The 26,722-nt window shown below is 72.7% G+C and carries 23 protein-coding genes; 22 read left to right on the forward strand and 1 reads right to left on the reverse strand.

Annotated elements, in window-relative coordinates:
• Window position 1: 1 nt before the first annotated feature.
• From ACIA5F_RS27905 to ACIA5F_RS27965, 13 genes are all read left to right on the forward strand, one after another.
• Window positions 2-997, forward strand: a complete 996-nt coding sequence (locus ACIA5F_RS27905) for an aspartate carbamoyltransferase catalytic subunit (RefSeq protein ID WP_399357655.1) — start codon at window positions 2-4, stop codon at window positions 995-997.
• 2 nt (window positions 998-999) lie between these two features.
• Complete coding sequence (locus ACIA5F_RS27910) at window positions 1,000-2,286, forward strand: dihydroorotase (protein ID WP_399357657.1); 1,287 nt, start codon at window positions 1,000-1,002, stop codon at window positions 2,284-2,286.
• Window positions 2,283-2,864 (forward strand): hypothetical protein, encoded by a 582-nt coding sequence (locus ACIA5F_RS27915; protein ID WP_399357659.1) that lies wholly within the window; start codon window positions 2,283-2,285, stop codon window positions 2,862-2,864. The genes ACIA5F_RS27910 and ACIA5F_RS27915 overlap by 4 nt, the downstream gene beginning before the upstream one ends.
• Window positions 2,861-4,045 carry a glutamine-hydrolyzing carbamoyl-phosphate synthase small subunit gene (gene carA / locus ACIA5F_RS27920; RefSeq protein WP_399357661.1) on the forward strand — a complete coding sequence of 395 codons (1,185 nt, stop codon included), beginning with the start codon at window positions 2,861-2,863 and terminating at the stop codon, window positions 4,043-4,045. The genes ACIA5F_RS27915 and carA overlap by 4 nt, the downstream gene beginning before the upstream one ends.
• Window positions 4,038-7,364, forward strand: a complete 3,327-nt coding sequence (carB, locus tag ACIA5F_RS27925) for a carbamoyl-phosphate synthase large subunit (protein WP_399357663.1) — start codon at window positions 4,038-4,040, stop codon at window positions 7,362-7,364. Before carA ends, carB begins: the two co-directional genes overlap by 8 nt.
• A gap of 89 nt (window positions 7,365-7,453) precedes the next feature.
• Window positions 7,454-8,563: a quinone-dependent dihydroorotate dehydrogenase gene (locus ACIA5F_RS27930; RefSeq protein ID WP_399357665.1), complete on the forward strand. Its 1,110-nt coding sequence runs from the start codon at window positions 7,454-7,456 to the stop codon at window positions 8,561-8,563.
• A gap of 14 nt (window positions 8,564-8,577) precedes the next feature.
• On the forward strand, window positions 8,578-9,411 hold the full coding sequence (gene pyrF, locus ACIA5F_RS27935) for an orotidine-5'-phosphate decarboxylase (protein WP_399357693.1): 834 nt from the start codon (window positions 8,578-8,580) through the stop codon (window positions 9,409-9,411).
• 488 nt (window positions 9,412-9,899) lie between these two features.
• Complete coding sequence (locus ACIA5F_RS27940) at window positions 9,900-10,223, forward strand: integration host factor (RefSeq protein ID WP_399357667.1); 324 nt, start codon at window positions 9,900-9,902, stop codon at window positions 10,221-10,223.
• A gap of 61 nt (window positions 10,224-10,284) precedes the next feature.
• On the forward strand, window positions 10,285-10,848 hold the full coding sequence (gene gmk, locus ACIA5F_RS27945) for a guanylate kinase (protein WP_399357669.1): 564 nt from the start codon (window positions 10,285-10,287) through the stop codon (window positions 10,846-10,848).
• Between the two features lie 64 nt (window positions 10,849-10,912).
• A complete protein-coding gene (rpoZ, locus tag ACIA5F_RS27950) occupies window positions 10,913-11,185 on the forward strand; it encodes a DNA-directed RNA polymerase subunit omega (protein WP_266910431.1) in 273 nt (90 codons plus the stop codon).
• 125 nt (window positions 11,186-11,310) lie between these two features.
• Window positions 11,311-12,525 (forward strand): bifunctional phosphopantothenoylcysteine decarboxylase/phosphopantothenate--cysteine ligase CoaBC, encoded by a 1,215-nt coding sequence (gene coaBC, locus ACIA5F_RS27955; protein ID WP_399357695.1) that lies wholly within the window; start codon window positions 11,311-11,313, stop codon window positions 12,523-12,525.
• 194 nt (window positions 12,526-12,719) lie between these two features.
• A complete protein-coding gene (metK, locus tag ACIA5F_RS27960; RefSeq protein WP_399357671.1) occupies window positions 12,720-13,928 on the forward strand; it encodes a methionine adenosyltransferase in 1,209 nt (402 codons plus the stop codon).
• An 85-nt stretch (window positions 13,929-14,013) separates the two neighbouring features.
• Window positions 14,014-16,149 carry a primosomal protein N' gene (locus ACIA5F_RS27965; RefSeq protein ID WP_399357673.1) on the forward strand — a complete coding sequence of 712 codons (2,136 nt, stop codon included), beginning with the start codon at window positions 14,014-14,016 and terminating at the stop codon, window positions 16,147-16,149.
• A 150-nt stretch (window positions 16,150-16,299) separates the two neighbouring features.
• On the opposite strand, the gene ACIA5F_RS27970 is transcribed toward ACIA5F_RS27965, so the two are convergent.
• Window positions 16,300-16,821, reverse strand: a complete 522-nt coding sequence (locus tag ACIA5F_RS27970; RefSeq protein ID WP_399357675.1) for a hypothetical protein — start codon at window positions 16,819-16,821, stop codon at window positions 16,300-16,302.
• A gap of 272 nt (window positions 16,822-17,093) precedes the next feature.
• Here ACIA5F_RS27970 and fmt point away from each other — a divergent pair, with 272 nt between their 5' ends.
• From fmt to ACIA5F_RS28015, 9 genes are all read left to right on the forward strand, one after another.
• On the forward strand, window positions 17,094-18,038 hold the full coding sequence (gene fmt, locus ACIA5F_RS27975) for a methionyl-tRNA formyltransferase (RefSeq protein WP_399357677.1): 945 nt from the start codon (window positions 17,094-17,096) through the stop codon (window positions 18,036-18,038).
• Window positions 18,039-18,149: 111 nt separating this feature from the next.
• Window positions 18,150-19,616 carry an RsmB/NOP family class I SAM-dependent RNA methyltransferase gene (locus tag ACIA5F_RS27980; protein WP_399357679.1) on the forward strand — a complete coding sequence of 489 codons (1,467 nt, stop codon included), beginning with the start codon at window positions 18,150-18,152 and terminating at the stop codon, window positions 19,614-19,616.
• Between the two features lie 183 nt (window positions 19,617-19,799).
• The gene (gene rpe, locus ACIA5F_RS27985) at window positions 19,800-20,486 is read left to right on the forward strand and encodes a ribulose-phosphate 3-epimerase (RefSeq protein ID WP_399357681.1); all 687 of its coding nucleotides are present in this window, start codon (window positions 19,800-19,802) and stop codon (window positions 20,484-20,486) included.
• A gap of 107 nt (window positions 20,487-20,593) precedes the next feature.
• Window positions 20,594-21,640 carry a sugar-binding transcriptional regulator gene (locus ACIA5F_RS27990; protein WP_399357683.1) on the forward strand — a complete coding sequence of 349 codons (1,047 nt, stop codon included), beginning with the start codon at window positions 20,594-20,596 and terminating at the stop codon, window positions 21,638-21,640.
• A gap of 158 nt (window positions 21,641-21,798) precedes the next feature.
• Window positions 21,799-22,020, forward strand: a complete 222-nt coding sequence (locus ACIA5F_RS27995; protein ID WP_031145007.1) for a CarD family transcriptional regulator — start codon at window positions 21,799-21,801, stop codon at window positions 22,018-22,020.
• Window positions 22,021-22,069: 49 nt separating this feature from the next.
• A complete protein-coding gene (locus ACIA5F_RS28000) occupies window positions 22,070-22,504 on the forward strand; it encodes a ribonuclease domain-containing protein (protein ID WP_399357685.1) in 435 nt (144 codons plus the stop codon).
• Window positions 22,501-22,911, forward strand: coding sequence for a barstar family protein (locus ACIA5F_RS28005; RefSeq protein ID WP_399357687.1), 411 nt, complete (start codon window positions 22,501-22,503; stop codon window positions 22,909-22,911). The genes ACIA5F_RS28000 and ACIA5F_RS28005 overlap by 4 nt, the downstream gene beginning before the upstream one ends.
• Window positions 22,912-23,673: 762 nt before the next feature.
• A complete protein-coding gene (locus ACIA5F_RS28010; RefSeq protein ID WP_399357689.1) occupies window positions 23,674-25,005 on the forward strand; it encodes an IS701 family transposase in 1,332 nt (443 codons plus the stop codon).
• A gap of 185 nt (window positions 25,006-25,190) precedes the next feature.
• Window positions 25,191-26,633, forward strand: coding sequence for a GuaB1 family IMP dehydrogenase-related protein (locus tag ACIA5F_RS28015; RefSeq protein ID WP_399357691.1), 1,443 nt, complete (start codon window positions 25,191-25,193; stop codon window positions 26,631-26,633).
• Window positions 26,634-26,722: the final 89 nt, after the last annotated feature.

Genomic DNA, 26,722 nt, shown 5'->3' on the forward strand with positions numbered 1-26,722 from the left:
GATGAAGCGCCACCTCATCTCGGCCGCCGACCTCACGCGCGACGACGCCGTCCTCATCCTCGACACCGCCGAGGAAATGGCCCGCGTGGCCGACCGGCCGATCAAGAAGCTGCCCACCCTGCGCGGGCTCACCGTCGTCAACCTCTTCTTCGAGGACTCGACCCGCACCCGGATCTCCTTCGAGGCCGCCGCCAAGCGGCTCTCCGCCGACGTCATCAACTTCTCCGCCAAGGGCTCCTCGGTCTCCAAGGGCGAGTCCCTCAAGGACACCGCGCTGACCCTGGAGGCCATGGGCGCCGACGCGGTCGTCATCCGCCACCACGCCTCCGGCGCCCCCTACCGGCTCGCGACCTCCGGCTGGATCGACTCCGCCGTGGTCAACGCCGGCGACGGCACCCACGAGCACCCGACCCAGGCCCTGCTGGACGCCTTCACCATGCGCCGCCGCCTGGTCGGCCGGGACGCGGGCCTGGGCAAGGACCTCGACGGCCGCCGGATCACCATCGTCGGCGACGTCCTGCACAGCCGGGTCGCCCGCTCCAACGTCCAGCTCCTGCACACACTGGGCGCCGAGGTCACCGTCGTGGCCCCGCCCACGCTGGTCCCGATCGGCGTCGAGAGCTGGCCCTGCGAGGTCTCGTACGACCTGGACCGGGTGCTGCCGAAGTCCGACGCGGTGATGATGCTCCGGGTGCAGCGCGAACGCATGAACGCCGCCTTCTTCCCCACCGAGCGGGAGTACTCCCGCCGCTACGGCCTCAACGGCGAGCGGATGGCGAAGATGCCCGGGCACGCCATCGTGATGCACCCCGGCCCGATGAACCGCGGCATGGAGATCACCGCCGAGGTCGCCGACTCCGACCGCTGCACGGCCGTCGAACAGGTCGCCAACGGCGTCTCCACCCGGATGGCCGTCCTGTACCTGCTGCTGGGCGGCTCCGGGCCCGCCGTCACCACCCCCACCACCCCCGCCGCCCGTACCGAGGAGAGCAAGTAACCATGAGCAAGATCCTGATCCGTGGTGCGAAGGTCCTCGGCGGCGAGGCGCAGGACGTCCTGATCGACGGCGAGACCATCGCCTCCGTCGGCCGGAACCTGTCCGCCGAGGGCGCGACCCTCGTCGAGGCCGCGGGCCTGACCCTCCTCCCGGGCCTCGTGGACCTCCACACCCACCTGCGCGAGCCCGGCCGCGAGGACTCCGAGACCGTCCTGACCGGCACCCGCGCCGCCGCGAGCGGCGGCTACACCGCCGTCTTCGCGATGGCCAACACCTTCCCGGTCGCCGACACCGCCGGCGTGGTCGAGCAGGTCTGGCGGCTCGGCAAGGAGTCCGGCTACTGCGACGTGCAGCCCATCGGCGCCGTCACCGTCGGCCTGGAGGGCAAGCAGCTCGCCGAGCTGGGCGCCATGCACGACTCCGCCGCCCGCGTCACCGTCTTCTCCGACGACGGCAAGTGCGTGGACGACGCCGTCATCATGCGCCGCGCCCTGGAGTACGTGAAGGCGTTCGGCGGCGTCGTCGCCCAGCACGCCCAGGAGCCCCGCCTGACCGAGGGCGCCCAGATGAACGAGGGCGTCGTCTCCGCCGAACTCGGCCTCGGCGGCTGGCCCGCCGTCGCCGAGGAGTCGGTCATCGCCCGGGACGTGCTCCTCGCCGAGCACGTCGGCTCCCGCGTCCACATCTGCCACCTCTCCACCGCCGGCTCCGTCGAGATCGTCCGCTGGGCCAAGGCCCGCGGCATCGCCGTCACCGCCGAGGTCACCCCGCACCACCTCCTCCTCACCGAGGAGCTCGTCCGCTCGTACAACGCGGTCTACAAGGTCAACCCGCCGCTGCGCACCGAGCGCGACGTCATGGCCCTGCGCGAGGCGCTCGCCGACGGCACGATCGACATCGTCGCCACCGACCACGCCCCGCACCCGCACGAGGACAAGGACTGCGAGTGGGCCGCCGCCGCCATGGGCATGGTGGGCCTGGAGACCGCGCTCTCCGTCGTCCAGCAGACGATGGTGGAGACCGGCCTGCTGGACTGGGCGGGCGTCGCCGAGCGGATGTCCTTCGCCCCGGCGCGCATCGGCGGACTGGCCGGACACGGCCGTCCCGTCTCGGTGGGCGAACCCGCGAACCTGACGCTGGTCGACACCTCGTACCGTGGTGTCGTGGACCCCGCGCATTTCGCCTCCCGCAGCCGCAACACGCCCTACGAGGGCCGTGAGCTGCCGGGTCGCGTCACTCACACTTTCCTGCGGGGCCGGGCAACGGTCGTGGACGGGACGCTGGCGTGACACCTGCAGTAATCCAACTGGCCGCAGAGGCCGCCGAACGACGGTCGGCGGAGGTGACGGACTGGGGCGCGCGCATCGCGTGGGTGCTCGGTCTGCTCGTCTTCATCGCCTTCGTGTACTGGCTGATGCGGCAGGGCTGGAAATGGCGCGGCGCACTGCAGAGCGATCTGCCGGAGCTGCCCGCCGCCCCCGACGGTCTCCCCGCCCACCGGCTCGCCCTCACCGGCCGGTACCACGGGTCCACCACCGCCGGGCAGTGGCTCGACCGGATCGTCGCCCACGGCCTGGGCGTCCGCAGCCGGGTCGAGCTCACGCTCACCGACGCGGGCCTGGACGTGGTCCGGCCGGGGGCCAACGACTTCTTCGTACCGGCCGCGCAGCTGCGCGGCGCCCGCCTCGACAAGGGGATCGCGGGCAAGGTACTCACCGAAGGCGGTCTGCTCGTCGTCACCTGGGCGCACGGCGACAAGCTGATCGACTCCGGATTCCGCTCCGACCGCGCGGCCGAACACGCCGCCTGGGTCGAAGCCGTCAACCTCATGAACCAATCCATCACGACGGAAGGCGCCGAACGATGACGACCTCCACCAGGGGAGCAGCCAAAGCTCCCGCCGTACTCGTCCTGGAGGACGGCCGCATCTTCCGCGGCCGCGCCTACGGCGCTGTGGGGGAGACCTTCGGCGAGGCCGTGTTCTCCACCGGCATGACCGGCTACCAGGAGACCCTCACCGACCCGTCGTACCACCGGCAGGTCGTCGTGATGACCGCCCCGCACGTGGGCAACACCGGCGTCAACGACGAGGACCCCGAGTCCTCGCGCATCTGGGTCGCCGGGTACGTCGTGCGCGACCCCGCGCGCACCCCGTCCAACTGGCGCTCCCGGCGCTCGCTGGACGAGGAGCTGGTGAAGCAGGGCGTCGTCGGGATCTCCGGCATCGACACCCGCGCCCTCACCCGCCACCTGCGCGAGCGCGGCGCCATGCGCGTCGGCATCTTCTCCGGTGCCTCCCTCGCGGACGACGCGACGCTGCTGGCCCGGGTCCTGCGAGCCCCGCAGATGAAGGGCGCGAACCTCTCCGCCGAGGTCGCCACCAAGGAGACGTACGTCGTCCCCGCGCTCGGCCCCGACGGCGAAGCCGTCCCGGTCGGCGCCGCGCGCTTCACCGTCGCCGCCGTCGACCTCGGCATCAAGGGCATGACCCCGCACCGGATGGCCGAACGCGGCATCGAGGTGCACGTCCTGCCCGCCACCGCCACCGTCGAGGACATCTACGCGGTCGCCCCCGACGGCGTCTTCTTCTCCAACGGCCCCGGCGACCCCGCCACCGCCGACGGCCCCGTCGCCGTCATGCGGGCCGTCCTGGAGCGCGGGACCCCGCTCTTCGGCATCTGCTTCGGCAACCAGATCCTGGGCCGCGCGCTCGGCTTCGGCACCTACAAGCTGAAGTACGGCCACCGCGGCATCAACCAGCCGGTCCAGGACCGCTCCACCGGCAAGGTCGAGATCACCGCGCACAACCACGGCTTCGCCGTCGACGCGCCCCTCGACCAGGTCTCCCAGACCCCCTACGGCCGCGCCGAGGTCTCCCACGTCTGCCTCAACGACAACGTCGTCGAGGGCCTCCGGCTCCTCGACCGGCCGGCGTTCTCCGTCCAGTACCACCCCGAGGCCGCCGCGGGCCCGCACGACGCCGCGTACCTCTTCGACCGCTTCACGTCCTTGATGGAAACCGCCCAGATGGAGGCCGATCGTGCCTAAGCGCACCGATATCCAGTCCGTCCTGGTCATCGGCTCCGGCCCGATCGTCATCGGACAGGCCGCCGAGTTCGACTACTCCGGCACCCAGGCCTGCCGCATCCTCAAGGCCGAGGGCCTGCGGGTCATCCTGGTCAACTCCAACCCCGCGACGATCATGACCGACCCGGAGATCGCCGACGCCACGTACGTCGAGCCGATCACCCCCGAGTTCGTCGAGAAGATCATCGCGAAGGAGCGCCCCGACGCGCTGCTGCCCACCCTCGGCGGCCAGACCGCGCTGAACACCGCCATCTCCATGCACGAGCAGGGTGTGCTGGAGAAGTACGGTGTCGAACTCATCGGCGCCAACGTCGAGGCCATCAACAAGGGCGAGGACCGCGACCTCTTCAAGGGCGTCGTCGCGGCCGTCAAGGCGAAGATCGGCTACGGCGAGTCCGCCCGCTCGGTCATCTGCCACACGATGGACGACGTCATCCAGGGCGTCGACATCCTCGGCGGCTACCCCGTCGTCGTCCGCCCCTCCTTCACCATGGGCGGCGCCGGCTCCGGCTTCGCCCACAACGAGGAGGAGCTGCGCCGCATCGCCGGCCAGGGCCTGACGCTCTCCCCGACCACCGAGGTGCTCCTGGAGGAGTCCATCCTCGGCTGGAAGGAGTACGAGCTGGAGCTGATGCGCGACACCAAGGACAACGTCGTCGTCGTCTGCTCCATCGAGAACTTCGACCCGATGGGCGTCCACACCGGCGACTCCATCACCGTCGCCCCGGCGATGACCCTCACCGACCGCGAGTACCAGCGGCTGCGCGACATCGGCATCGCGATCATCCGCGAGGTCGGCGTCGACACCGGCGGCTGCAACATCCAGTTCGCCATCGACCCCGCCGACGGCCGCGTCATCGTCATCGAGATGAACCCGCGCGTCTCGCGCTCCTCGGCGCTCGCGTCGAAGGCCACCGGCTTCCCGATCGCCAAGATCGCCGCCAAGCTGGCCATCGGCTACACGCTCGACGAGGTCCCCAACGACATCACCGAGAAGACCCCGGCCTCCTTCGAGCCGTCCCTCGACTACGTCGTCGTCAAGGCCCCGCGCTTCGCCTTCGAGAAGTTCCCGCTCGCCGACTCCACCCTCACCACCACCATGAAGTCGGTGGGCGAGGCCATGGCCATCGGCCGCAACTTCACCGAGGCGCTCCAGAAGGCCCTGCGCTCCCTGGAGAAGAAGGGCTCGCAGTTCACCTTCGTCGGCGAGCCCGGCGACAAGGACGAGCTCCTCGCCACCGCGGCGCGCCCCACCGACGGCCGCATCAACACCGTCATGCAGGCCATCCGCGCCGGCGCCACCCAGGAAGAGGTCTTCGACTCCACGAAGATCGACCCCTGGTTCGTCGACCAGCTCTTCCTCATCAAGGAGATCGCGGACGAGCTGGCCGCCGCCGACAAGCTCCACCCCGAGCTGCTCGCCGAGGCCAAGCGCCACGGCTTCTCCGACTCCCAGATCGCCGAGATCCGCGGCCTGCGCGAGGACGTCGTCCGCGAGGTCCGCCACGCGCTCGGGGTCCGCCCGGTCTACAAGACGGTCGACACCTGCGCCGCCGAGTTCGCCGCGAAGACCCCGTACTTCTACTCCTCCTACGACGAGGAGTCCGAGGTCGCCCCGCGCGAGAAGCCCGCGGTCATCATCCTGGGCTCCGGCCCGAACCGCATCGGCCAGGGCATCGAGTTCGACTACTCCTGCGTCCACGCCTCCTTCGCGCTCAGCGACGCCGGGTACGAGACCGTCATGGTCAACTGCAACCCGGAGACCGTCTCCACCGACTACGACACCTCCGACCGCCTGTACTTCGAGCCGCTGACGCTCGAAGACGTGCTGGAGATCGTCCACGCCGAGTCGCTGGCCGGCCCGATCGCCGGTGTCATCGTCCAGCTCGGCGGCCAGACCCCGCTGGGTCTCGCCCAGGCGCTCAAGGACAACGGCGTCCCCGTCGTCGGCACCTCGCCCGAGGCCATCCACGCCGCCGAGGACCGCGGCGCCTTCGGCCAGGTCCTCGCCGACGCCGGCCTGCCCGCCCCCAAGCACGGCACCGCCACCACCTTCACGGGTGCGAAGGCCATCGCCGACGAGATCGGCTACCCGGTCCTCGTCCGCCCGTCCTACGTCCTCGGCGGGCGCGGCATGGAGATCGTCTACGACGAGACCCGGCTGGAGTCGTACATCGCCGAGTCCACCGAGATCTCCCCGACCCGCCCGGTGCTGGTCGACCGCTTCCTCGACGACGCCATCGAGATCGACGTGGACGCCCTCTACGACGGCACCGAGCTCTACCTCGGCGGCGTCATGGAGCACATCGAGGAAGCCGGCATCCACTCCGGCGACTCGGCCTGCGCCCTGCCCCCGATCACCCTCGGCGGCCACGACATCAAGCGGCTGCGCGCCTCCACCGAGGCCATCGCCAAGGGCGTCGGCGTCCGCGGCCTGATCAACATCCAGTTCGCGATGGCCGGGGACATCCTCTACGTCCTCGAAGCCAACCCGCGCGCCTCCCGGACCGTCCCCTTCACCTCGAAGGCGACCGCCGTCCCGCTGGCGAAGGCCGCCGCCCGCATCTCGCTCGGCACCACCATCGCCGAGCTGCGCGCCGAGGGCCTGCTGCCGAGGACCGGCGACGGCGGCACCCTGCCGCTCGACGCGCCGATCTCCGTCAAGGAGGCCGTCATGCCGTGGTCGCGCTTCCGCGACATCCACGGCGCGGGCGTGGACACCGTCCTCGGCCCGGAGATGCGCTCCACCGGCGAGGTCATGGGCATCGACTCGGTCTTCGGCACGGCGTACGCCAAGTCGCAGGCCGGCGCCTACGGCCCGCTGCCGACCAAGGGCCGCGCGTTCATCTCCGTCGCCAACCGCGACAAGCGCTCGATGATCTTCCCGGCGCGCGAACTCGTCGCCCACGGCTTCGAGCTGCTCGCCACCTCCGGCACCGCCGAGGTGCTGCGCCGCAACGGCATCAACGCCACCGTGGTGCGCAAGCTCAGCGAGGGCGAGGGCCCGGACGGCGAGAAGACCGTCGTCCAGCTGATCCACGACGGCCAGGTCGACCTGATCGTCAACACCCCGTACGGCACCGGCGGCCGTCTCGACGGCTACGAGATCCGCACCGCCGCCGTGGCGCGCGGCGTCCCGTGCCTCACCACGGTCCAGGCGCTCGCCGCGGCCGTGCAGGGCATCGAGGCCCTGGGCCACGGGGACGTGGGCGTCCGGTCGCTCCAGGAGCACGCGGAGCACCTGACCGCGGCCCGCGACGAGGACCTGTCGGCCTGCTAACAGCCCGTAGACGGGGAGGGGGACACCGGTTTCGCGACGGGTGTCCCCCTCTTCATGAGCTTCACGAGCGCAGAGGGATCTTCTCGACCATGTACAAACTCTTCTTCCACCTGGTCTTCCAGCGGATGGACCCGGAGCAGGCCCACCACCTGGCCTTCCGCTGGATTCGCCTCGCCGCCCGCACCCCGGTGCTGCGCACCTTCGTCGCGGCCCGGCTCGCCCCCCGCCACGAGTCGCTGCGCACCGAGGCCCTCGGCCTGCGGATGCACGGCCCCTTCGGGCTGGCGGCGGGCTTCGACAAGAACGCCGTCGCCATCGACGGCATGTCGATGCTCGGCTTCGACCACATCGAGATCGGCACGGTCACGGCGCGTCCGCAGCCCGGCAACCCGAAGAAGCGGCTGTTCCGGCTGGTGCCGGACCGCGCGCTGATCAACCGGATGGGCTTCAACAACGAGGGTTCCGAGGCCGTGGCGGCCCGCCTGGCCGCCCGCAAGGCGGTCTTCCGCACCGTCGTCGGCGTCAACATCGGCAAGACCAAGGTCGTCCCCGAGGGCGAGGCCACCGCCGACTACGTCGCCTCCACCGAGCGCCTCGCCCGCCACGCCGACTACCTCGTCGTCAACGTCTCCTCCCCGAACACCCCCGGCCTGCGCAACCTCCAGGCCACCGAGTCGCTGCGCCCGCTGCTCACGGCCGTCCGCGAGGCCGCCGACCGCACCGTGACCGACCGCCGGGTGCCGCTGCTGGTCAAGATCGCCCCCGACCTCGCCGACGAGGACGTCGACGCCGTCGCCGACCTGGCGCTGGAGCTGGGCCTCGACGGGATCATCGCCACCAACACCACCATCGCCCGCGAGGGCCTGGGCCTGACCTCCGCGCCCGAGCTGGCCGGGGAGACCGGCGGCCTCTCGGGCGCCCCGGTCAAGGAACGCTCGCTGGCGGTCCTCAGGCGGCTGTACGCCCGGGTGGGGGACCGGCTGGTCCTCGTCGGGGTCGGCGGCATCGAGGACGCCGAGGACGCCTGGCAGCGCATCCTGGCCGGGGCCACCCTGATCCAGGGCTACAGCGCCTTCATCTACGAGGGCCCGTGCTACGCCCGTGCCATCCACCGGGGCCTGGCCGCGCGCCTGGCCGACAGCCCGTACGCGACGCTCGCCGAAGCGGTGGGCGCCGAGACCCGAAAGGCCGCGCTGTGACCCCTGCGCCCTCTGTGACCCCCTTCGGCACCCGCCTGCGGGAGGCCATGGACTCCCGCGGCCCGCTCTGCGTGGGCATCGACCCGCACGCGGCCCTGCTGGCCTCCTGGGGCCTGGCGGACGACATCGCCGGGCTGGAGCGGTTCTCCCGGACCGTGGTGGAGGCGCTGGCCGAGTCGGTGGCCGTCTTCAAGCCGCAGGCCGCCTTCTTCGAGCGGTTCGGCTCGAAGGGCGTCGCGGTGCTGGAACGCACCGTCGCCGACGCGCGGGCGGCCGGGACCCTGGTCGTCATGGACGCCAAGCGGGGCGACATCGGCTCCACGATGGCGGCCTACGCCTCGGCCTTCCTGGACCCGGCCTCGCCGCTCTTCTCGGACGCGCTGACGGTCTCCCCGTACCTGGGCTACGGCTCGCTGGCGCCGGCGGTCGAACTGGCCCGCCGGTCGGGCGCCGGGCTCTTCGTCCTGGCCCTGACCTCCAACCCGGAGGGCGCCGAGGTCCAGCGGGCGGTACGGGAGGACGGCCGCACCATCGGCGCGACCATGCTGGCCCACCTGGCGGCGGAGAACGCGGGCGCCGACCCGATGGGCTCCTTCGGAGCCGTGGTCGGCGCGACCCTGGGCGACCTGTCCTCCTTCGACCTGGACATCAACGGGCCGCTGCTGGCCCCGGGCATCGGCGCCCAGGGCGCCACCGCCGCCGACCTCCCGGCGGTCTTCGGCGCGGCGGTGCGCAACGTCGTCCCGAACGTGTCGCGGGGCGTCCTTCGGCACGGCCCGGACACCGGGGCCCTGCGGGACGCCGCCGCCGCCTTCGCGGACGAGATCCGCGCGGCCGTCACCGCCTGACGTACGCCGCCGCCCCCGGGCGGGGCGGGCGGGCAGTCGGGGGCTCTGCCGGGGCCCCTGACGGCCGCCCGGCGGGCGCCGGGGTCCGTCCCCGCCGGGGCGCCGGGCACCGCCGCGGGAACGGCCCTGTTCAAGGACCCGTCCGCGCCGCCGCACCGCCGGGAGGACCCGCGCGCCGTACCCGCCGCGCGCGGATTCACCCCGTTCGGGGAGGCCGCCGGAGGGGCTCACCGCACGACTTGACGGAAATCGAACGTGCTTCCTCGGACAAAAGCGGGGTATTTTGTCCGCAATGCACTATTCGGTAGAGGCTGACCAGGACTTTTCGTTCGTTCTCGCTGACTGGAGCGGCCGTGGCCGCTAGTCTCCGACCAGAGGGAACGAGCAGCGGATCAGTTCCACCGCTGTTCGGACGCTCGCCTGGTGTGGTGCCCCTGGGTATCCCACCGGTCCGTATCCGACAGTTCGACATCCGAGGTGACGTAGGCGTGGCTCTTCCGCCCCTTACCCCTGAACAGCGCGCAGCCGCGCTCGAAAAGGCCGCCGCGGCTCGCCGGGAGCGGGCCGAGGTGAAGAATCGACTCAAGCATTCCGGCGCCTCGCTCCAAGAGGTCATCAAGACGGGCCAGGAGAACGACGTCATCGGCAAGATGAAGGTCTCCGCCCTGCTGGAGTCCCTGCCCGGCGTGGGCAAGGTCCGCGCCAAGCAGATCATGGAGCGCCTCGGCATCTCCGAGTCCCGGCGTGTCCGAGGTCTCGGTTCCAACCAGATCGCCTCTCTGGAGCGTGAGTTCGGCAGTCCCGGCGCCTGAGGCGCCGCCTGTAGCTCTCCCGGCGTTCCCGGGCAGTCCCGGGAACCTGGATAATCGCTCTATGGCAGCAGAGGTTCGTCCGCGGCTGACCGTGCTCTCCGGCCCCTCCGGGGTCGGCAAGAGCACGGTCGTCGCGCATATGCGCAAGGTTCACCCCGAGGTCTGGCTCTCGGTGTCGGCCACCACCCGCAAGCCGCGGCCCGGTGAGCGACACGGAGTCCAGTACTTCTTCGTCAGCGACGACGAGTTCGACAAACTGATCGCCAACGGCGAGCTGCTGGAGTGGGCCGAGTTCGCGGGCAACCGCTACGGCACACCGCGCGGCGCGGTGCTGGAACGCCTGGACAACGGCGAGCCGGTACTGCTGGAGATCGACCTCCAGGGCGCACGGCTCGTCCGCGAGTCCATGCCCGAGGCCCAGCTCGTCTTCCTGGCCCCGCCGGACTGGGACGAACTGGTCCGCCGGCTGACCGGCCGGGGCACCGAGACGGCGGAGGTCATCGCACGTCGACTCGACACCGCCAAGATCGAACTCGCTGCCGAGTCCGAGTTCGACACCACCCTGGTCAACACCTCCGTCGAGGACGTGGCGCGCGAGCTGCTAGCCTTGATGGAAGTTGTCTGATCGTTGATCGATGTTTTCTTTCGGTCAATGCTTGATCATTCACCCATTCTTCGGAAGGTAGAGCGTGTCCTCTTCCATCACCGCGCCCGAGGGCATCATCAACCCGCCGATCGACGAGCTGCTCGAGGCTACGGACTCGAAGTACAGCCTCGTGATCTACGCGGCCAAGCGGGCGCGTCAGATCAACGCGTACTACTCGCAGCTCGGTGAGGGCCTGCTGGAGTACGTCGGCCCGCTGGTGGACACCCACGTCCACGAGAAGCCGCTCTCGATCGCGCTGCGCGAGATCAACGCGGGTCTGCTGACCTCCGAGGCCATCGAGGCCCCGCCCCAGTAAGACACCGCGCATTCCTTTCACCACAGGCCCGGCAGAACATCTGCCGGGCCTGTGGTGTGTCATGGGTGGGTACGACGATCAGCGCCGAGGGCGCCGGACGGATCGAAGGCGAAGGGGAGTACGTGGTGGACAAGCCGAAGGTCGTGCTGGGGGTCAGCGGCGGGATCGCCGCCTACAAGGCGTGCGAGCTGCTGCGCCGGCTGACCGAGTCCGGGCACGAGGTACGGGTGGTGCCCACGGCGGCGTCCCTGCACTTCGTCGGTGAGGCCACCTGGGCCGCCCTCTCCGGGAACCCGGCCTCCACCGAGGTCTGGGAGAGCGTCCACGAGGTGCCCCACGTACGCGTCGGGCAGGCCGCCGACCTCGTCGTCGTCGCCCCGGCCACCGCCGACATGCTGGCCAAGGCCGCCCACGGGCTCGCCGACGACCTGCTCACCAACACCCTCCTCACCGCCCGCTGCCCGGTGGTCTTCGCCCCCGCCATGCACACCGAGATGTGGGAGCACCCCGCCACCCGGGAGAACGTGGCCACGCTGCGGAGGCGCGGCGCCGTCGTCATCGAACCCGCCGTCGGCCGGCTCACCGGCAAGGACACCGGCAAGGGACGGCTGCCCGACCCCGGCGAGATCTTCGAGGTGTGCCGCCGGGTGCTGGCGCGCGGGACGGCCGCGCCCGACCTCGCCGGACTCCACGTGGTGATCAGCGCGGGCGGCACCCGGGAACCGCTCGACCCCGTCCGTTTCCTCGGCAACCGCTCCTCCGGCAAGCAGGGCTACGCGCTCGCTCGTACCGCCGTCGCCCGCGGCGCGCGGGTCACCCTGGTCGCGGCCGAGACCGCCCTGGCCGACCCGGCCGGGGCCGATGTCGTCCGCGTCGGGACGGCCTCGCAGATGCGGGAGGCGGTCCTCGCGGCGGCGGCGGACGCCGACGTGGTGGTGATGGCCGCGGCCGTGGCCGACTTCCGGCCCGCCGCGTACGCCACCGGAAAGATCAAGAAGAAGGACGGCCGGGAACCCGAGCCGGTCGCCCTCGTCCGCAATCCTGACATTCTCGCGGAGGTCTCGGCGGACCGTCCCCGGGAAGGCCAGATCGTGGTCGGCTTCGCCGCCGAGACCGACGACGTCCTGGCCAACGGCCGCGCCAAGCTCCTGCGCAAGGCCTGCGACCTCCTGGTGGTCAACGAGGTGGGCGAGTCCAAGACCTTCGGTTCGGAGGAGAACGAGGCCGTCATCCTCTCCTCCGACGGGTCCGACCTCCCCGTTCCCCACGGCCCGAAGGAAGCCCTCGCCGATGTGGTCTGGGACCAGGTGGCCTCCCGGCTCCCGTCGCGACGCGCCTGAGCCAAGGCCTTTCCCGGAGGAGATCCGTGGGTCAGAATGGCGTGTCGCAGGTCACACGGCTTCCATAGGGCGAGACGGGTGGTCCGGCGGACGGTGGCGACCGATAAACTGCATCCGGAACGTGATCGGGCGCAGCCCCCGGTGTGGTTCCGCCAAATGATCAGCCAGCAGCCGCTGCAACCCCAGGGAGCGATGTGTCCCGCCGCCTGTTCACCTCGGAGTCCGTCACCGAGGGCCACCCCGACAAGATCGCTGATCAGATCAGCGACACGATTCTCGACGCGCTCCTGAGGGAGGACCCGACCTCGCGTGTGGCGGTGGAGACGCTGATCACCACCGGTCTCGTCCACATCGCGGGCGAGGTGACGACGAAGGCGTACGCGCCGATCGCGCAGCTCGTCCGGGACAAGATCCTGGAGATCGGCTACGACTCCTCGAAGAAGGGCTTCGACGGCGCCTCCTGTGGCGTCTCGGTGTCCATCGGCGCGCAGTCCCCGGACATCGCGCAGGGCGTCGACACCGCTTACGAGAAGCGTGTCGAGGGCGATGAGGACGAGCTCGACAAGCAGGGCGCGGGTGACCAGGGCCTGATGTTCGGGTACGCGTGCGACGAGACGCCCGAGCTGATGCCGCTCCCGATCCATCTGGCGCACCGGCTCGCCCGTCGCCTCTCCGAGGTCCGTAAGAACGGGACGATCCCGTACCTGCGGCCGGACGGCAAGACGCAGGTCACCATCGAGTACGACGGGGACAAGGCGGTCCGTCTGGACACGGTCGTGGTGTCCTCGCAGCACGCGGCGGACATCGATCTGGACTCGCTGCTGGCCCCGGACATCCGTGAGTTCGTGGTGGAGCACGTGCTGGCGCAGCTGGTCGGGGACGGCATCAAGCTGGACACCGAGGGCTACCGGCTCCTGGTCAACCCGACGGGTCGTTTCGAGATCGGCGGGCCGATGGGTGACGCGGGTCTGACCGGCCGCAAGATCATCATCGACACCTACGGCGGTATGGCCCGTCACGGTGGCGGTGCCTTCTCGGGCAAGGACCCGTCCAAGGTGGACCGCAGTGCCGCGTACGCGATGCGCTGGGTCGCCAAGAACGTGGTGGCGGCCGGGCTGGCCTCGCGCTGCGAGGTGCAGGTGGCGTACGCGATCGGCAAGGCGGAGCCGGTGGGCCTGTTCGTCGAGACCTTCGGCACCGGCACACTCCCGGACGGGCAGATCCAGGAAGCCGTGTCGGCCGTCTTCGACCTCCGCCCGGCCGCGATCATCCGCGACCTGGACCTCCTGCGGCCCATCTACGCCCAGACCGCCGCCTACGGCCACTTCGGCCGCGAACTCCCCGACTTCACCTGGGAACGCACCGACCGCGTGGACGCCCTGCGCCAGGCCGCCGGCCTGTAACCAGCGGCGAACCGCACGACAGGGCCCGGACCGGTGACGGTCCGGGCCCTCCGCGTTGTCGGTGGCGTTTGGTAAGAATGCGGGTGTGAGCAGCGCGAACGATTCCGAGGAGCGGGCCGGCGGCGGGAGCACCGGCGGGCCGCCGGAGCAGCTCGCGCTGATCCGGGAGATGGTCGCCGAGGCGAAGACCAGGGCCGAGGAGAAGGCCAAGCCCCGCACCTGGCGCGGGGCGCCGCTGGCGAAGGAGCTTCCCGTCGCCCGCATCCTGGTCAACAAGGGTGTCCTGCACCTCGACCAGACCTGGGACTACGCGGTGCCCGAGCACCTGGACGAGGCGGCCCAGCCCGGGGTCAGGGTCAGGGTCCGGTTCGGGGCCGGCGAAGGCCGCATCCGGGGCGGGCGCAGGGAGGGCGGCGGCCTGATCGACGGATTCGTGATCGAGCGGACCGCCGGGACGGACTACGACCGGCCGCTCGCCGCGCTGGCCCAGGTGGTCTCCGCCGAGCGGGTCCTCACCCCCCAGATCGAGAAACTCGCCCGCGCCGTCGCCCTGCGCTACGCGGGCAGCCTCGCCGACGTGCTCCAGCTCGCCATCCCGCCCCGGCACGCCCAGGCCGAGAACCGCAAGCCCCAGGACCCGCCGCCGGCGCCCGGACCACCCGCGCCGGGCACCTGGAGCCGCTACCCGGCCGGCCCCGGGTACCTGGAGGAGCTGGCAGCGGGCGCGAGCCCGCGCGCCGTGTGGACGGCGCTGCCCGGACCAAGCTGGCCGCAGGAGCTGGCCCGCGCGATCCTCGCCACGCTCGCCTCCGGGCGCGGGGCCCTCGCCGTACTGCCCGACGGACGGGCCGCCGCCCGGGTGGACGAGGCCCTGACCGCCCTGGCGGGTCCGGGCCTGCACACCGTGCTGACGGCCGAATCCGGACCGCAGAAGCGCTACGGACAGTGGCTCTCGGTGCTCCGGGGCTCGGTACGCGCGGTCATCGGGACCCGCGCGACCATGTTCGCGCCCGTCAAGAACCTCGGCCTGGTCGCGGTCTGGGACGACGGGGACTCCAGCCACGTCGACGACAACGCGCCCTTCCCGCAGGTCCGGGAGGTGCTGGAGCTGCGCGCGCTGACCGAGGGCTGCGGTTTCCTGCTGGGCTCCACCAGCTGCACGGTCGAGGCCGCCCAGCTGGTGGAGTCCGGCTGGGCCCGCCCCCTGACCGCCGACCGCGCGACGGTCCGGGCCCACGCGCCCCGCATCCGGACCGTCGGCGACGAACTGCTGGCCCGGGACGGCGCCGCCCGCACCGCCCGGCTGCCCAGCCTGGCCTGGGAGACCGTACGGGACGCGCTGCCGGCCGGGCCGGTCCTGGTCCAGGTGCCCCGGCGCGGCTACGTGCCCCGGCTGGCCTGCGAGCGCTGCCGGACCCCGGCCCGCTGCCGGAGCTGCGCGGGGCCGCTGGAGGCGCCGAACGAACAGGACCTGTACTGCGGGTGGTGCGGCCGTCAGGAGAGCGGCTGGCACTGCGAGGAGTGCGGTTCGGTCCGGCTGCGGGCCCAGGTGGTCGGGGCGCGCCGGACCGCCGAGGAGCTGGGCCGGGCGTTCCCCGCCGTCCCGGTGCGCACCTCGGGACGGGACCACGTGCTGGAACGGGTGCCGGACACCCCGGCGCTGGTGGTCTCCACCCCCGGCGCGGAGCCGGTGGCCGAGGGCTCCGGGTACGCGGCGGCGCTGCTCCTGGACGGCTGGGCCATGCTCGGCTTCCCGGACCTGCGGGCGGGCGAGGAGGCGCTGCGCCGCTGGATCGGCGCGGCCTCGCTGGTGCGCCCCGACGGACAGGTGGTGGTGGTCGCCGAGCCGACGCTGCGGCCGGTACAGGCGCTGGTGCGCTGGGACCCGGTCGGGCACGCGCTGCGCGAGCTGGCAGACCGGGCCGAGCTGCGCTTCCCGCCGGTGTCCCGGATGGCCTCGGTCACCGGCCGCCAGGAGGCGGTGCTGGCCTTCCTGGAGGGCGCGCCGCTGCCGCCGGACGCGGAGATCCTGGGTCCGGTGCCGCTCCCGGCGCGGCGCGGGGAGCCCCCGGCGGGGGAGCGGGCGCTGGTCCGGGTCCCGCCGGGCAGCGGCGCGGCCCTGGCGGCGGCGCTCAAGGCGGCGCAGGCGGCCCGGCTGGCGCGGGGCGTCCCGGCGGCGGAGGCGGTCCGGGTCCGGATCGACCCGCCGGACATCGGCTGACGAGCGGACCCGGCCGGGGAGCGGCCGGGCGGGCGGACGCCGGACGCCCCCGGCGGGAGCGGCCACGAGGCCGCCCCACCAGGGGCGTCGGTCCGGGTGCGACGGCCGGGGGCCGTCGTCCGGGGCCGGTCGGCCGGCTCCGGCGGTGGATCAGCCGTTGCGGGGACCGGGGAAAGCGGCGGACGGGCGGGTGAGGGCCGCCGCCGGGGACTCCTCGCGCAGGGGCTGCGGAGGCACCGAGCGGGCCGCGGGGACGGTGGGGAGCGTTCCCAGGACGCGGGTGGCCGTCCCCTCCGCCAGCGGCTCCGCGGAGTCGGCGGACTGCGCCCGCCGGGCACCGTAGCGCCGGTGCACAGCCTGCTTGGTGACGCCGAGGGCGGACCCGACCGCGTCCCAGGAGAAGCCGAGCGAGCGGTCGAAGTCGACCGCGGCGGTGACGAGCGTCTCGACGCTGTCCCGCAGTTCCTGCGCGAGGCGGACGGTGGGCGCGGGCGCCCGGCCGTAGACGACGAAACCAGTGGAGGGCCCGGAGCGGCGCGGGCGGTACACGTTGCCGAGCTGGGCGGTGAGCGTGCGCAGAGCATCCACCTGACGGCGAACCCGCTCGATGTCCCGCACCAGCAGGTGCAGGCTGGCCCGGGCTTGGGCGTCGTGGGTGGCGTGGTCGGCCATGAAGAAGCCTCTCGAACCGGTGCTGAAGGGCGGATCGGGCCGCTGACACCGTTCACACGCGGCCCGTTCTAGGTCAATCTCTCTTGACCAACGCGCCACCGGGCGCCCAGGTCACGCTATGGGGGCGTGTCGGCATATGCGAGAGGCGCGCGCGTGTGCGTACGCCCCCCGGGCGCCGCGGTCCGCGACCGGGGACGGGCCCTCGCGCACCCGACCCATAGACTGGTGCGTCGCCGACAGCCCGACAGCCGCAATGAACGAGGTAGACCCGAGTGAAACTCGTCTTCGCAGGCACCCCCGAGGTCGCCGTGCCCGCCCTGGACGCCCTGATCGCCTCCGGGCGCCACGAGGTCGCGGCCGTCGTCACCCGGCCCGACGCCCCGGCCGGCCGGGGCCGCCGGCTCGTCGCCAGCCCCGTCGCCGAGCGCGCCGAGGAGGCCGGCATCGAGGTGCTCAAGCCGGTCCGGCCGCGCGACCCCGCGTTCCAGGCCCGGCTGCGCGAGATCGACCCGGACTGCTGCCCCGTCGTCGCCTACGGCGCGCTGATCCCCCGGAGCGCCATCGAGATCCCCCGGCACGGCTGGGTCAACCTGCACTTCTCCCTGCTGCCCGCCTGGCGCGGGGCCGCGCCCGTGCAGCACTCGATCATGGCCGGTGACCAGGTCGCCGGGGCCTCCACCTTCCAGATCGAGGAGGGGCTCGACTCCGGCCCGGTCTACGGGGTGCTCACCGAGGAGATCCGCCCCACCGACACCAGCGGCGACCTGCTGACCCGGCTGGCCTTCGCGGGTTCCGGCCTGCTCGCCGCCACCATGGACGGCATCGAGGACGGCACCCTGCGCGCCGTCCCGCAGCCCGCCGAGGGCCTCTCGCTCGCGCCGAAGATCACGGTGGAGGACGCCCGGATCGACTGGACGGCCCCGGCGCTGCGCGCCGACCGCGTGGTGCGCGGCTGCACCCCGGCACCCGGCGCCTGGACCGTCTTCCGCGGGGAGCGGCTCAAGCTGATCTCGGTGGGCCTGGTGACCGACCGCACCGGGCTGACGCCCGGCGAGCTGGCCCCGGCCAAGAACCACGTCCACGTCGGCACCGGCTCGCACGCCGTGGAGCTGCTCTGGGTCCAGCCGCAGGGCAAGAAGCCGATGAAGGGCGCCGACTGGGCGCGCGGCGTGCGGATCGCTCCCGGCGAGCGGCTGGGCGGGGCCGACGTAGGCTGATCCCAGCCGGGCCCGCACGACGGCGCCCACCGCGCCACCGCGTTCCACGGCATCCGCACACCCGCATCGCCGCGACCCCGTCGCACCTCGTACACCCGGAGCACCTTTCACGTGAGCGAACAGCCCCGCCGCCGCCCCGCCGCCCAGAACGCGGGCGGCAAGCAGGCCAAGCCCTACCGCCGGCCCCAGAAGGACCCCGTCCGGCTGCTGGCCTTCGAGGTGCTGCGGGCGGTGGACGAGCGCGACGCGTACGCCAACCTCGTCCTGCCGCCGCTGCTGCGCAAGGCCCGCCAGGACGAGAAGTTCGAGGCGCGCGACGCCGCCCTGGCGACCGAGCTGGTCTACGGGACGCTGCGCCGGCAGGGCACCTACGACGCGGTGATCAAGGCGTGCATCGACCGGCCGCTGCGGGAGGTGGACCCGCCGGTGCTGGACGTGCTCTCGCTCGGCGCGCACCAGCTCCTGGGCACGCGCATCCCGCCGCACGCGGCGGTCTCGGCCACGGTCGAGCTGGCCAGGGTGGTCCTCGGGGACGGGCGCGCGAAGTTCGTCAACGCGGTGCTGCGCAAGATCACCGCGCACGACCTGGACGGCTGGCTGGAGAAGGTCGCCCCGCCCTACGAGGACGACGCCGAGGAACACCTCGCCGTCTACCACTCGCACCCGCGGTGGGTCGTCAGCGCCCTGTGGGACGCGCTGGGCGGCGGGCGCGCCGGGATCGAGGACCTGCTGGAGGCCGACAACGAGCGGCCCGAGGTCACCCTGGTCGCGCGGCCGGGACGGTCCACGACCGAGGAGCTGACGCAGGCGCTGGGCGAGGACTCGGCGCTGCCCGGCCGCTGGTCGCCGTACGCGGTGCGGATGGCCGAGGGCGGTGAGCCCGGCGCGCTGGAGGCGGTGCGCGAGGGGCGCGCCGGTGTGCAGGACGAGGGCAGCCAGCTGGTGGCCATGGCCCTGGCGGAGGTCCCGGTCGAGGGCCGCGACGAACGCTGGCTGGACGGCTGCGCGGGCCCCGGCGGCAAGGCGGCGCTGCTGGCCGCGCTGGCGGCGCGGCGCGGGGCGTTCCTGCTGGCCTCCGAGAAGCAGCCGCACCGGGCGCGCCTGGTGGAACGGGCGCTGGCGGGCAACCCGGGCCCGTACCAGGTGATCACGGCGGACGGCACCCGCCCGCCGTGGCGGCCGGGCTCCTTCGACCGGGTCCTGATGGACGTCCCGTGCTCCGGCCTGGGCGCGCTGCGCCGCCGGCCCGAGGCGCGCTGGCGGCGCCGCCCCGAGGACCTGGAGGGCTTCGCCCCGCTCCAGCGGGGACTGCTGCGGGAGGCCCTGGCGGCGGTCCGGGTGGGCGGTGTCGTGGGCTACGCGACCTGCTCGCCGCACCTGGCGGAGACCCGGGTCGTCGTGGACGACGTCCTGAAGGGCCGCGGCTCCGCGGCGGCCCCGGTGGTGGCGGAGCTGATCGACGCCCGCCCGTACATGGGGGGCGTCCCGGCCCTGGGCGACGGCCCGGACGTCCAGCTCTGGCCGCACCTGCACGGGACGGACGCGATGTACCTGGCGCTGCTGAGGCGGGTGGCCTAGGGAGTGTCTTCGAAGTGGCGTCGTCCGCCCGGAGGGCGGTGGCCGGCCGCCGGCCAGACGAGACTTTGAAGACACGACCTAGGGGAGGCGGGGGAGCCGTCCCTTCCGGGGCCGGCCGGGGCTTGCCCGTACCAGTTACGGGGGCGTGGCCGGGCGGGGCCGGGGGCATGGCAGGCTTGGGGCATGGCCGCCCAGATCTTTCCCAGCATCCTGTCCGCCGACTTCGCCCGACTCGCCGAGGAGGCGAAGGCGGTGGAGGGGGCCGACTGGCTGCACGTCGACGTCATGGACAACCATTTCGTCCCGAACCTCACCCTCGGCGTGCCGATCGTGGAGTCCCTGAGCCGGGCGACGGACATCCCGCTGGACCTGCACCTGATGATCGAGGACCCGGACCGCTGGGCCCCGCAGTACGTGGAGGCCGGGGCCGGGTCGGTCACCTTCCACGCCGAGGCGGCGGCGGCGCCCGTGCGGCTGGCGCGGGAGATCCGGGCCAAGGGGGCGCGGGCGTCCATGGCGCTCAAGCCCGCGACGCCCGTCGAGCAGTACGAGGACCTCCTCCCCGAGCTCGACATGCTGCTGATCATGACCGTGGAGCCGGGCTTCGGCGGGCAGGCGTTCCTGGACATCATGCTGCCCAAGATCCGGCGCACCCGGGAACTGATCTCCCGGCACGGTCTGGAGCTGTGGCTCCAGGTCGACGGGGGTGTCTCCGCCGCGACCATCGAACGCTGCGCCGAGGCCGGGGCCGACGTCTTCGTGGCGGGCAGCGCGGTCTACGGCTCGGTCGATCCGGCCACCGCCGTCCGTACGCTGCGCGAGCAGGCGGACGCGGCGATCGCGGCGGCGCCGTGGGGGTGCCGGCACTGAGCCGGGGAGTTGACGGGACGGCTCGGTGAACGGAAGCCGTCCAGGCCGATCAGCGGCCGTCGGATCTGACAGGATGAACGACGAGTCGAGAGCGTGCACACGAGAGTGTGAACAGCAGTGAGGAGAACGCGGTGTCTGCAATGTCGGCGGGACGGTCAGCCCTGCGGATGGGACCCGCGGAGCTGGTGCAGGCGGCGGCGATGGCCCGCCGCTTCTACCTGGAGGGCAAGTCCAAGATCCAGATCGCCGAGGAGTTCGGCGTGAGCCGCTTCAAGGTGGCCCGGGTCCTGGAGACCGCCCTCGAACGTGACCTCGTACGGATCGAGATCCGGGTGCCGGCCGAGCTGGACGCGGAGCGTTCCGACGCGCTGCGTTCCCGGTACGGGCTGCGCCACGCGGTGGTCGTGGAGTCCCCGGCCGACGCGACCGAGGACGCGCCCGACCCGGAGAACCTGGGCGCGGTCGCGGCCGACCTGCTGGGCGAGCTGGTCGCCGAGGGCGACGTGCTGGGCCTGGCGTGGGGGCGCTCGACCATTCACATGGCCGCCTCCCTGCACCGGCTGCCGCCCTGCACCGTGGTCCAGCTGACCGGGGTGTACGACGCGGGCACCGCCGAGCGCGGCTCGGTCGAGGCGGTACGGCGGGCCGCGCAGGTCTCGGGCGGCGACGCGCACCCGATCTACGCGCCGATGCTCCTGCCCGATCCGGCGACGGCCGCCGCGCTGCGCGGCCAGACCGGGATCGCGCGCGCCTTCGACTACTTCGACAAGGTGACGGTCGCGGCGGTCTCCATCGGCTCGTGGGAGCCCGGGATCTCCACCGTCCACGACATGCTGACCGACGAGGAGCGGGCCCACTACGCCTCGCTGGGCGTGGCGGCCGAGATGTCCGCCCACCTGTTCGACTCCGAGGGGCGCCGGGTCGGCCGGGACCTGGGCGAGCGGTGCATCACCGTCGAGGCGGACCGGCTGCGGCGGATTCCCGAGGTCGTGGCCATCGCGGGCGGGCTGCGCAAGGCGTCCGCGATCGGCGCGGTCCTGCGGTCGGGCCTGGTGACGAGCCTGGTGACGGACACGGCGGTCGCCGACTACCTGCTGACCGAGTCGGCCCCGGGGCTGCGGCCGGCGCTGGAGCGGGCCGACCCCGACGAGTGACCGCCGGGTGACCGGCAGGCGGGTGACGGGCGGGTGACGGGCCGGGAGCGACCGATCGGACGAATCGGGCGGGTCCGGCCCCCGCAGGGGCGGATGGTGCCGGAATGAGATCCGAACGGCGGCCCGCAGGGCGGCCCGAGGGGCGCATACTGGTTCCAATGACAAAGTCAGCAGTACCTCGCCGCCATTTGCCGTCCAGCCCGTTCAAGGCCCCCGTGGAACCGCCGCTCCGGCAGTTCAGCGTCGGCGACCGGGTCACTCACGACGAACACGGTCTCGGCCGTGTCGTCGGTATCGAGGAGGGGATCGCTGTTCTCGTCGACTTCGGCTCGGTCCAGAAACGCATCCTGAGTCCCTACACCAAGATGGCCGCGCTCTGAGGCCACCGGGCGATTCGCTGGCGAATCGGATATTTGGCACGATCGGTGCATGATCTTTCGGAACGTGCCCCGATCGTTGCTGCGTCTGCTGGGGGCTCTGTTCCTCTGCGCCGCGCTGGCCGGTGCGGTGGGCTGTGGCGGGAACCAGCCCGCGCCCGCCGCCACAGCCGCTGAGAGCGCCGCCACCACGCCCGGATGGGCGAAGGGGAAGGCCACCGTACGGGCCGGCGCGCTGCCGGCGCAGGCCCGGGAGGTGCTCACGCTCATCGACAAGGGCGGGCCGTACCCGTACCGGCAGGACGGGACCGTCTTCGGGAACTTCGAGAAGCTCCTGCCGAAACAGAAACGCGGCTACTACCACGAGTTCACCGTGCGTACGCCGGGTGAGCGGGACCGTGGGGCCCGGCGGATCGTGACGGGCGAGGGCGGGGAGTTCTTCTACACGGACGACCACTACAAGACCTTCAAGGCGGTTCTCCGATGACCCTCGACCCGCAGCCGCTCGCCCCGGCGCTCGCCGCCGCCGAGAAGGCCCACTGGACGGTCCTGCGGCTGGACCTGGACGGCGTACGGGCCAAGGCCGCGCTGATGCGGCGGTTCGGGGACGTCCTGGAGGCGCCCGAGTGGTTCGGCGCGAACTGGGACGCGCTGGCGGACTCGCTGACGGACCTGTCCTGGCTGCCGGGAGCGCCGGGGCGACTGCTGGTGGTCACCTCGTGGCAGGCGTACGCCGCCGCCCGGCCGGGCGACTGGGAGACCCTGCGGGAGATCCTGGAGGAGGCCGTCGACTTCTGGCGGCACAGCGACGGGGACGAGCCGCCGACCCCGCTGACGGTACTGCTCGCCGGACCGGCCGCCGGGGCCGTGCGCCCGGGGCGCCGCCGGGACTGAGCCGGGCGGAAGCCGGACGGAAGCCAGGCGCGCGGCCGGGACGCCCCCCGGGCCCGCGCCGGCCGCCCCCGCCGGTCCGCCCTTGCTGCCCCACCCGCACGGACCCGCCTCCGCCGGTCCGCTCCCGCCCCTTCTGCCGGGCGCCGCCGCGCCGCCGGGCGGCCCCGGATTCCGGGCCGGGGCACGTCTTACGGGAACCCCTGCGCGATGGCCGGATCTGGTGGCGGACAGCGGGATATCGGAGGCAGGACCGCGGAATCCGGGTAGCGTGTGCGGGGAAGGCGGAGAGCGCGGGGAAACGTTCTCCCGCAGATACGGCACGGAATGGCAAAGGGGAGGCCATGGAATGCGAAACCCGGCGGGGTGAGGCATTCGGCGACGTTCCGTCCGTCCTCTCCGCCGCGCTGGGGGACCCGGAGCGGAAGCCCCCGGAGGAAACCGGACCGGGCCTTTGCCGCAGAGTCCGGCGGAGCCACCCGCATGCCGTGGCTCCGCGTCGTACCCCCGCGTTTACCGCCCGGGACCATCCGCTGTCCAGGCAAGACGCCCCTGGCATATTCCACGGCACCGGCCGCTGTTGTCTTCGCGCACTTTCCCGTCGGGTTCCGTCGTGCGGCGGAACCGGATGACCGTCCCTCTCGTGGCAGAGGAAGAGCGGCTCGAAACTGTGAGCGACCCCAGGAAGCAGCCGCTGGGGCCTGCGGACGTTCTCCGCGGGCGCGTAGGGTTATGGGATCTAGCTGGTCGCGGGGGAGACACCAGATGGCTCGCTTACTGCTGCCGGAGGATTCCGCACAGGAAATCTCCGAATTGATCGACGGTCTGCTTTCCGTTCTCTTCGAATCGTTACCCCGGCGGGACCAGCGGAACTGGGCCCGCGTTTATCTGAACGGCCTCGTGCGGACCGCCGGCAAGAAGACCGTCCGCAACATCGCCGGAGCCGGGGCCGGGGCCAGCTCCGTCGAGCAGAGCCTCCAGCAGTTCATCGGCAAGTCCCCCTGGGACTGGACCCCGGTCCGCCGCTCCCTCGCCCAGTACCTCGAACACGCCGCCCGGCCCCCGCTGGCCTGGGTGGTCCGGCCGATGGTCGTGGAGAAGGCCGGGGACCGCTCCGTCGGGGTCGCGCGGCAGTTCGTCCCCCAGCTCGGCCGCACCGCCAACTGCCAGCAGGCCAGCGGGATATGGCTCGCCTCCGACGAGGCCGGCTTCCCCGTCGAATGGACCCTCACCCTCCCCGAGCCCTGGACCCGCGAACCCCTGCGCCGCCGCCACGCGGGCATCCCCGACACCGCCCGCTCGCTCACCCCCGCCCAGGACGCCGTGCACGCCGTGCAGCGGATGGCCGCGACCTGGCGGCTCCAGCGCCGCCCCGTCGTGATGGAGGTCGCCAACGGCGACCTGCCGTGGACCGCCGGGTCCCTCGCCCTCCACGACATCCCCTTCGTCCTGAAGGTCGACGGCTCACTGCCCGTCTCCTTCAGCGGCGGCGGGCGCCACCGCTGCGGCCCGCAGACCGCGCCCGCCGCCGAACTCATCGACACCCTGCGCCCCCTGAGCTCCCGGCGCCGGGTCGTCGAGTGGACCCGTGACGGCCGTACCGAGAGCGTGGTGACCCTGCTGACCTCGGCCTCCGTCCTCACCGCCCCCGGCGAGGACCGCACCGCACCCGCCCCGCCCGCCCCGCTGCTGCTCGTCGGGGCCTGGAGCGAGGCGGCCCTGCTGCCCTCCGAGTTCTGGATCACCAACATCGGCGACCGCCCGCTCTCCCAGCTCTTCCTGCTCGCCAAACTCGCCGACCGGGTCTCCCGCGACTTCACCGGCACCTGCGAACCGGTCGGCGTCCGGGACTTCGAGGGCCGCTCCTTCCGGGGCTGGCACCACCACGCCACCCTGGTCAGCGTCGCCCACGCGGCGGCCCTGCTCGGCGCGCACGGCCGGACGCGGGACCGGACGGGGGAGGCGCACCCCGCCCCCGCCCGCCCCGCCGCCCTCCGCGCCATGGCCCGGCCCCCCGCCTTCCGGCCCGCCGCTCCCCCCGCGCTCCCCCCACGCCCCTTCGTCCCCGGCCAGGCCCGCCACGAGTGCGTCCGCTGAGCCCCGCCCCACCCGTGTACCCGGCCGGGACCAAGGCCCCGTAGGAAAGGATGAGCAGGTCCGGTATGTCCTGGACGATCGCCCCGGGACCGTCCGGCGCCGGACCGTGGGAGAATGAGGTACGTGCGTTTCCCCGGCGGCTGCCCTGCCGGGGGTCACCTCCGATCGACTGGGATGTTCAGCACGTGCGTTTCCTCAATGACCTGAAGCCGCCGTACGACCTGACGTACGACGATGTGTTCATGGTGCCGAGCCGCTCCGCGGTCGGTTCCCGTCAGGCCGTCGACCTCTCCTCGCCCGACGGCACCGGCACCACCATTCCGCTCGTCGTGGCGAACATGACCGCCATCGCGGGCCGCCGGATGGCCGAGACCGTCGCCCGCCGCGGCGGCATCGTCGTCATCCCGCAGGACATCCCGATCGAGGTCGTCACCGACGTCATCTCCTGGGTGAAGACCCGCCACCACGTGCTCGACACCCCGATCACCCTGGCGCCCACCCAGACCGTCGCCGACGCGCTCTCCCTGCTGCCCAAGCGCGCCCACGGCGCCGGTGTCGTCGTCGACGCCGAGGGCCGCCCGGTCGGCGTCGTCACCGACCACGACCTGACCGGCGTGGACCGCTTCACCCAGCTCTCCGAGGTCATGTCGAAGGAGCTGCTGCTCATCGACGCCGACATCGACCCCCGCGAAGCCTTCAACCAGCTCGACGCGGGCCACCGCAAGCTGGCCCCGGCCGTCGACAAGGACGGCAGGCTGGTCGGCATCCTGACCCGCAAGGGCGCCCTGCGCGCGACCCTGTACACCCCCGCCACCGACGCGAACGGCAAGCTGCGCATCGCGGCGGCCGTCGGCATCAACGGCGACTTCGCGGCCAAGGCCAGGCAGCTGCTGGACGCGGGCGTCGACACGATCGTCATCGACACGGCCCACGGCCACCAGGAGTCGATGATCAACGCGATCAAGGCCGTGCGCGCCCTGGACCCGCAGGTCCCGATCGTCGCGGGCAACATCGTCGCCGCCGAGGGCGTCAAGGACCTCATCGAGGCGGGCGCCGACATCATCAAGGTCGGTGTGGGCCCCGGCGCCATGTGCACCACCCGCATGATGACCGGCGTGGGCCGCCCGCAGTTCTCCGCGGTGCTGGAGTGCGCGGCCGAGGCGAAGAAGTACGGCAAGAACGTGTGGGCCGACGGCGGCGTGCGGCACCCGCGCGACGTGGCGATGGCGCTGGCCGCCGGTGCCTCGAACGTCATGATCGGCTCCTGGTTCGCCGGGACGTACGAGTCCCCGGGCGACCTCCAGCAGTCGGCGGACGGCCGCCTGTACAAGGAGTCGTTCGGCATGGCCTCGGCGCGCGCCGTGCGCAACCGCACCTCGGAGGAGTCCGCCTACGACCGCGCCCGCAAGGCGCTGTTCGAGGAGGGCATCTCCACCTCGCGCATGTTCCTCGACCCGGCCCGCCCGGGCGTCGAGGACCTGATCGACTCGATCATCGCGGGCGTCCGCTCCTCCTGCACCTACGCCGGTGCGGGCTCCCTCGCGGAGTTCGAGGAGAAGGCCGTGATCGGCATCCAGTCCGCCGCCGGCTACGCCGAGGGCAAGCCGCTGCACGCCAGCTGGAGCTAGTGCCGCGTCGGGCAACGTTCGCCCCGTCGCGACGCCCGGCACGCACTCCCGCCGTACCGGCCGAAAGCCCAGGTACGTCCCGTACGAGG

Origin of the sequence: Streptomyces sp. NPDC051567 (assembly GCF_044454165.1) — a bacterium.
In the GTDB taxonomy this organism is placed as follows: domain Bacteria; phylum Actinomycetota; class Actinomycetes; order Streptomycetales; family Streptomycetaceae; genus Streptomyces.